Source organism: uncultured Chryseobacterium sp. (genome assembly GCF_913776365.1).
GTDB lineage: Bacteria > Bacteroidota > Bacteroidia > Flavobacteriales > Weeksellaceae > Chryseobacterium.
The window spans coordinates 1-7,039 of record NZ_CAJYMO010000002.1 but is presented as its reverse complement, the minus strand read 5'-3'; the positions used below and the strand labels follow the sequence as shown (position 1 = coordinate 7,039).

Genomic DNA, 7,039 nt, shown 5'->3' with positions numbered 1-7,039 from the left:
CGAAACTGTTGAATGTACTCAGGTCCGTCCGTGGAAACAACAGCCCCTTCCCCAGGTTGCCCGAATTGTTGACCGTAGGATTCGAGGAGCCATCAATAAATGCAGAGCTCCCGGGAGCCGAAGTTATTGTAGGGCTGTTTACCACCCGGATCTGTGCATGCAGTGAATATAAAGCTGTACTGACCATCAGCACTATCATTGTTGTACAATTGTTACCCATCTTTATTGGTTTTTACCGGTTATAGGTTACTGGTTATCAAACCCCATGATCCGGCTGTAGAGCTCAGGCCGCCCCGGTAAATGAGGATCCCCTGAAAGCCGGCAGGAAGATAAGGGAGATTCGTAACGCTGATAAAGTTATTGGAAGGGCTTCCGTTAAATGTAAAATTCAGCTGTACGTTATTGAAGCTCAGATTGGAGATATAAAATACCTGTCCCGTGGTATAAGGCTGGGAATCCGATAAGTTAAGAGTTACGGTAGGCCCTACCGCATTCTGGTCTATCGTTACATATCCGTCTGTAGGCAGAAGCGTGTAAGTACCGGAAACAATATTAGGCTTGTTGTACACACTGGCAGCAGTGCTCCCTGCACCTACTTTTTGCCATTTGTTGGCAGCAGCATCGAAATAATAATATCCGGTAGACGACATCTGGGATGTCTGCCCGGTTTGGTTGGATGCTGAAGGTACCGCCGTCACATAGATCAGTGCACCATCCTGTGCGGCACCATATTTTCCGCCTGTATCAGCAGCATGCAGGGCGTCGCCGGTTATCCTGGGCGCCAGAATTCCTTCTGCCGTACTGCCGTCTGTAGCTTTTGCGGTGATATCAAGGGTAGCTTTCGGCAGTTGATTATTAATTCCCACCTGGGAAAAAGCCGACGCTGAGGATAATAAGCCCAAAAAAATGATCGTTTGTTTCATTGTGTTATATTTTTAATAAATTTCTTAATCTTACAAACCTTCCGGCATTTGCCTGCAAAAAGATCATCATGCTTTTACATGTCAATTGGCATCACGCAATTTTACCGGCATTCTGACAGGACACCGCCCGTAGATCAGATCAGATCAGATCATATCCATTACACATCTTAATACATAGCGGGCACTGTAAAATCCTTAATAAAGAGAGAAACCAGTCCTAACCGCGATAAATGGTGCAGGGTATGAATATTTTAATCTGTATACCAAAAAGAAAGCAGAGTCTTTTTTCAGATATACTTTCTTTATCTGTTAAGGCAACAGGTGAGCAATTGAATTAAACGAAAGTATAACAATCCTGAGGCTGACAAAAATATTTGACTTGAACAATTTTCTTTCTTGTCAAAATATTAACTTTGCCATACCCGGATCACTCAAGAAATACCACACAGATTTTGTCAGCAGCATGTACAGCGTTTTGAATATTATTTTACAAAACCCTTTAAATCAATGATATAATTAACTTATTTTTGCTCCCTGCAGAAAATAACAAGCAGGAAATTGTTTAACTTCTAACCCTGAAAAATTGTAAAGTATATTTACAAGAAAAATTGATGATGAAATATTTTTTTAAGAATCTATTATGTGTAGTAGGTATATTAACTATACATTATACCTATGCAGATTATTTTTATTATAATAAAATTTCTAACGGATCACCTGAAAAGTTTGTCAAAAACAGCAGTACCTATTTTAACAAAGCTGATTCTGAAACGGGAAGGCTCTATGTCCTTTTCTATACTGCCCGTTCTTATTATAAGCTTAAAGAGGATGAAAAGGCAGTATCCAATCTGAGTGCTTTGGAGAAAAGGCTTGAAAAGAATCCCGATCCTGTGGAACGCGCCAACTTCTATGGCAAATTAGCCTACCTCTATACTTATCTTGACTATGTATGGAAATCAAAAGCGATGCTGGAAAAAAGTGACCGCTGCAGTCTGGGATTGTCTGATAAAAGTGATGAGCTTGAAGCCAAAACCTATTTTTTTTATTATAAGGCATTGGTTTTTTCAGTCACAAACAATAATAGTGAAGCAGAACATTATTATAAACTGGCAAACCAATACTATATCAGTTTATCACGGATTGACCCTGGTGCAAATCCATTTCTTGGCCATGAGATATCAGCAAATCTTGGTAATGTCTATTTAAATGAAAAAAAACTTGATTCCGCTCTTTCCTACAGCCTGTTGGCAATTAAAAGATACCATAAAAAAAACCATGTAGGCACGGTCTATCTCAATATCGCTGAAATTTATTCATTAAAGAAAAATACAGACAGCGCCTTGTTTTACTATAAAAAATGCATTCCCGAACTTCAGGCTGAAAACAACATCGAATATCTGAATGCTGCCTTTGACAGTATAAAATCAATTTACATCAGAAAAAAGGATACCGGTGAATCTCTCCGGTATTATCATATGCAGATGGCCATTTTGAAAAAACTCGAAAATATGGATAATTCGTCCATCGAGACAAAGACAGATTCCTTATTAGCTTCCAACGAGAGTACAGACTCTGCAAAAACAATCCTACTTTTTTTAGTTGCACCATCGCTCCTGTTGGTATCGGTACTGATCTTTTATTTTTTTACCCGGATAAGAAAAAGAAATGCCGGAAGCCGTGAAGAACAGGCTGAAAAAAATAAAACCCTGAATAAAAGGGAGGTCCAGGTGGAAACAAGTAAAGGATACGCTGAGGAAGAACAGCCGGAACCGGGTAGTCAAGAATCAGAACCTGAAGTGTCCGGCGAGAGCCCGTTCCAGAAAAAAATCATCGCGTCTCTATCAGCATACGAGGCCACCGGGTTTTATCTTGATCCTACGGTTACACTTGCCAAAGTTGCCATGCATCTCGGTACGGGAACCCGGAGCCTATCGGAAATCATCAACCAGCATAAAGAAATGAACTTCAGTGCCTACATCAATAGCCTAAGGGTAGAATATATTATCCGGCTTCTCTATGAGGATCCGAAATACAGAAATTACAAAATAGCCTATCTGGCAACCCTTTGCGGCTTTACATCCCACAGTACCTTTACTAAAATCTTTAAAAGCATAAAAGGCATATCTCCCTCCGAGTACATCGATATCATTAAGGCAAATTCTGAAAAAACAGATTTAAATTAAGCAATTGCCTCTTTTAAATCAACAGTCAAGACACCACAACCAACCAGTCACTTTCACCTGGAAAAAACGACTATCTTACTATTCCCTTATGCCCATTACTTTTTTCCTATAAAATTTTTTATACAACGTTTATTGTATCAATGCATAAACAAGCTGGCAGATGAAGGGCAGGAACCACTCTACGGCTTTATGTTGTCTCCCTCCCGGATAAAAGAAGTCACCGGATCTGTACCGACAGTATGCATTTTATATATGATTTATGTTAAACAGTAAAACAGCCGTTTATAAATTCTTCTCCAATAACCTTACGGTAATTATTTTATAATAACCTGTTTACTGCCTAATATCCGGCTGTAAATAATGCATCCAGAATCTGACAATAATATATCCGTATCTCAGTCAGTTCCAATTCTGTTCTCTTACCCTGCAATAAAATATTCATCCCGTGGCAGAGATTGGCTCCGTTTTTGCCCGGCAACAGATATGAAAACTATTTTTATTCTTGAAGATGAGACAGGCATCAGAGATGCTTTGCAGTTGCTCCTGTCATTTGAAGATTATGATGTAAGATCGTTCTCCACGATTGCGGCATTCAACAACAGAGACCATTCGGTTGTTCCTGATGTTTTTATCCTTGACGTCATGATGCCGGACGGTATGGGAACCGATGTGTGCAACGAGCTTAAAAACGCCCCTGAAACTGCCGGTATTCCGGTAATCATCATCAGTGCCCATGCAAAAGCTGAAAATGTAACCCAATCCTGTAAGGCCGATGCATTTATCGCCAAACCTTTTGATATTGATGACGTGCTGGTAAAAATTGAAAACCTTATCAATTCAGATACTACCGATGCAGAAAAATAAAAGTCTGCATCAAACGAACACATGTTTACACAATCATCACAACAATACAAAACTCCGGATATATGAATCCGGAGTTTTTATATGGTTTGGATTTATGTCAGGCACTTATGCTTCTGCCTTCGTCTTTTCCAGGTAAGCCTGTATGCTTTCCTTCGGAAAAAGATCCAGCACCTGATCAACATCGATAATTTTATGTTTGTTGATGATGCTTTCAATGGATTTTGCAGCATCCGGCTGATTAACCAGGCGCTCCAGCAGGCCATACGTATTGACCATTTTCTTATGGGTATTCTCTTCATCACCGCCAAACCAGGAGCCGTTGAAATGATGGCTTACGTAATTCTTCGGCAGGTCCTGTGAAAAATACACGGAGGGATAAAGGGTGACGCCATGCTTTAATTTCTGGATGGTATCACTGTTACGGTCGGCCCCGTATTCCTTTTCAAGCATTTCAGAAAAAATATCGGTATTGATCCTTTCCACAAAACCTTCCTGGCGGTTGTAATAATCTACAAAGTCTTCTGCCAGCTTATGCTTCGGTTCAGCCATCCAGAAAGCGGAATACGGAACCCCTTTTACTTCAAAGCCGCAGACTGCCTTTTCTTCCAGAAATTCGTCCAGCGGCATCTTCAGCTCCATATCGGTATCCATATAGATGCCTCCGTGATCGTACATCACCTTCGAGCGTACATAATCTGAGACGAATGCCCATTTCTTCTGTTCAAATGCTTCTTTCACATAATTGTTGTCTCCAAGAGGCGCATTGTCCTCATTCCATTCCACCAGTTCGTAATCGGGATGTATTTTTTTCCATGAAGCGATGCAATGTTCTGCCAGTTCGTGCTTTGCATGGCCGCCAAACCAGCAGTAATGTATTTTTTTAGGAATCATATAGAATATTTTAAGTGATTGTGATGCCGGCAGCTCTTCTGCCGCTTCTCTGTGAGTTACAAAAATTAAACCTTCCTGACTTTTTACGACCATATTTTATACCACAAAATTATTTCCTGGCGGCAAACGTTTCCGGAAACATCGGTTTCAGACAAATAAGATACTGATAATATGAACATTATGCCTATTCACCGGGTAAAAGCAGTTATTTCAGCAGTCTGGTACATTTATTTCTTTCATGCAGGGTAGCAATACAGTCTTTTTATTTTAATCACAAGCAATTATGGAACAATATACGGACCCAAGGTATCAGCCTGAACAATACGTGGAAATCACGCTTCCGGACTGGGCAAAGAATGCTACGGTGTATGAACTTAACATCAGGCAGTTTTCCGCGGAAGGATCCTTTAAAGCCGTTGAACCTCAGCTGGCCAGACTTAAAAAGATGGGAGTAGACATTATCTGGCTGATGCCGGTACAGCCAATCGGTGAAATCCACCGGAAAGGAACCCTGGGAAGCTATTATTCGGTAAAGGATTACCTTGCCGTTAATCCGGAATTCGGTACCGTAGAAGACTTCAGGAGCCTGGTCAGTGCCATCCATAAAGCAGGAATGTACGTGATCATTGACTGGGTAGCCAACCACACCAGCTGGGACAACAGCCTGGTGACCGCACATCCGGATTGGTACAGAAAGTCCCGCAAGAATACCTTCCAGTCTACCCGCTGGAGGGATTATGATGACATTATCGAGTTCGATTACAAAGATCCCGAACTAAGAAAATACATGACGGATGCCCTGAAGTTCTGGATCCGGGAATATGATATCGACGGCTTCCGCTGCGATATAGCGAGTTTCATCCCGATTGATTTCTGGGAAAATGCCCGGGAAGAACTCGATGCCATCAAACCGGTTTTCATGCTGGCAGAAGCTGAAGACCGTGAACTTCACAGAAAGGCATTTGATGTTACCTACAACTGGACCCTCTGGAACATTCTCCATCAGATCGCCCTGAACGAAAGAAGTGTAAAAATCCTTACGGAAGCCTATATTGCCGAACACGTTTCGATCTTTCCAAAAGAAGGGATCCGGCTGAATTTTCTCGATAACCACGATAAAAACTCATGGGAAGGAGACCAGTACAGCAATTTTGGTGACGCCCTGAAAGCCGCTACCGTCTTTACCGTGATCATGGACGGAATGCCTTTGGTATACAGCGGACAGGAAGCAGGCCTCGACCGTTCCCTGGAATTTTTCGAAAAAGACCCTATCGACTGGAAACCTCACGAAAACGAAGCCCTTTATACTACTCTGTTTTCCCTGAAACATCAGAACCGGGCACTCTGGAACGGGAAATACGGAGGTGAAATGGTTAGGATCGTCAATGACCGGATGGATCAGGTGATTTCTGTAGTACGGGAAAAGGACGGTGATAAGGTACTTGCGTTTATAAATCTCAGCGATGACCCTGGAAGGGTGCAGTTCGACACTTCCTTTGACACCGGAACATATACCAACCTCTTTACCGGAAAGGAACAGAAAGTCCCGGATACCATGATCCTGGATATGATTCCGTGGGAATATGTAATCCTTCACCATGAAGAGAAGAACGGATGAAACAGTGTTCCGGATCATCAATTACAAAAGGGCTTGTATACCAGTATACAAGCCCTTTATCTGTATGGACGATGACAGCCTGTTTTTTTATGTTATAAAGCGAAGTCGCCCCGTACCCGGTTATGGCATATTCATCGGTATCTGTAAAAAATCCCTTCTGGTTTTGCTAAGACCGCTTCTTCTTATAATACGGGCTTGTGAGCGGCAACCATCCGGTTCACCAGCATGAAGAGTCCGACGATGAATACGATATTCCCGATCAGATTAATGAATCCTCCTATGGAATAATAAAGGGACACGGTAGCAGAATCCAGTGCAGCCGACTGCATATAATACGGCATGAGACTGAAAAAGGCCATCATCACCAAAGCAATGCCTGATCCTACCGATAGCAGCAGGGCATCGGTCTTTGAAGTCCGGATCAGGTAGTACAGGCAAATGGCAAAAATAAAAACGGGTGCAACCAATGAAATAAAGGTTGACAATGAAAATAAAGCATCCATGAGAAAATTTCGTATTTGGTGTGTTGAGGAACAGTCCGGAAGCGTTCATGACCACAG

General features: G+C 41.8%; 6 protein-coding genes and 1 pseudogene. 3 read left to right on the top strand and 4 right to left on the bottom strand.

The genetic code is table 11. The features are described 5' to 3' along the window. Both QZ735_RS00055 and QZ735_RS00050 read right to left on the bottom strand, forming a co-directional pair. A pseudogene (locus QZ735_RS00055) lies at window positions 1–220 on the bottom strand (hypothetical protein); the annotation flags it as partial. A gap of 19 nt (window positions 221–239) precedes the next feature. Then, window positions 240–923, bottom strand: coding sequence for a hypothetical protein (locus tag QZ735_RS00050; protein ID WP_294243047.1), 684 nt, complete (start codon window positions 921–923; stop codon window positions 240–242). 611 nt (window positions 924–1,534) lie between these two features. Between QZ735_RS00050 and QZ735_RS00045 the strand changes: the two genes are divergently transcribed. Continuing rightward, window positions 1,535–3,106, top strand: a complete 1,572-nt coding sequence (locus tag QZ735_RS00045; RefSeq protein WP_294243046.1) for a helix-turn-helix domain-containing protein — start codon at window positions 1,535–1,537, stop codon at window positions 3,104–3,106. Between the two features lie 483 nt (window positions 3,107–3,589). Then, window positions 3,590–3,970, top strand: coding sequence for a response regulator (locus QZ735_RS00040; RefSeq protein WP_294243044.1), 381 nt, complete (start codon window positions 3,590–3,592; stop codon window positions 3,968–3,970). A gap of 105 nt (window positions 3,971–4,075) precedes the next feature. Here the strand turns inward: QZ735_RS00040 and QZ735_RS00035 are convergent, their stop codons facing one another. Beyond that, entirely contained in the window at window positions 4,076–4,861 is a 786-nt protein-coding gene (locus QZ735_RS00035) for a glycosyltransferase family 32 protein (RefSeq protein ID WP_294243042.1), read from the bottom strand. Window positions 4,862–5,144: 283 nt separating this feature from the next. Here QZ735_RS00035 and QZ735_RS00030 point away from each other — a divergent pair, with 283 nt between their 5' ends. After that, window positions 5,145–6,479, top strand: a complete 1,335-nt coding sequence (locus tag QZ735_RS00030; protein ID WP_294243040.1) for an alpha-amylase family glycosyl hydrolase — start codon at window positions 5,145–5,147, stop codon at window positions 6,477–6,479. A 182-nt stretch (window positions 6,480–6,661) separates the two neighbouring features. On the opposite strand, the gene QZ735_RS00025 is transcribed toward QZ735_RS00030, so the two are convergent. Beyond that, window positions 6,662–6,982, bottom strand: coding sequence for a hypothetical protein (locus QZ735_RS00025; RefSeq protein WP_294243038.1), 321 nt, complete (start codon window positions 6,980–6,982; stop codon window positions 6,662–6,664). Between the last annotated feature and the right edge of the window lie 57 nt (window positions 6,983–7,039).

Bases quoted from the DNA above. Each gene is read 5' to 3' on its own strand.
- QZ735_RS00035 (WP_294243042.1), bottom strand. From the start codon at position 4,861: ATGATTCCTAAAAAAATACATTACTGCTGGTTTGGCGGCCATGCAAAG.
- QZ735_RS00040 (WP_294243044.1), top strand. From the start codon at position 3,590: ATGAAAACTATTTTTATTCTTGAAGATGAGACAGGCATCAGAGATGCT.
- QZ735_RS00045 (WP_294243046.1), top strand. From the start codon at position 1,535: ATGATGAAATATTTTTTTAAGAATCTATTATGTGTAGTAGGTATATTA.
- QZ735_RS00050 (WP_294243047.1), bottom strand. From the start codon at position 923: ATGAAACAAACGATCATTTTTTTGGGCTTATTATCCTCAGCGTCGGCT.
- QZ735_RS00030 (WP_294243040.1), top strand. From the start codon at position 5,145: ATGGAACAATATACGGACCCAAGGTATCAGCCTGAACAATACGTGGAA.
- QZ735_RS00025 (WP_294243038.1), bottom strand. From the start codon at position 6,982: ATGGATGCTTTATTTTCATTGTCAACCTTTATTTCATTGGTTGCACCC.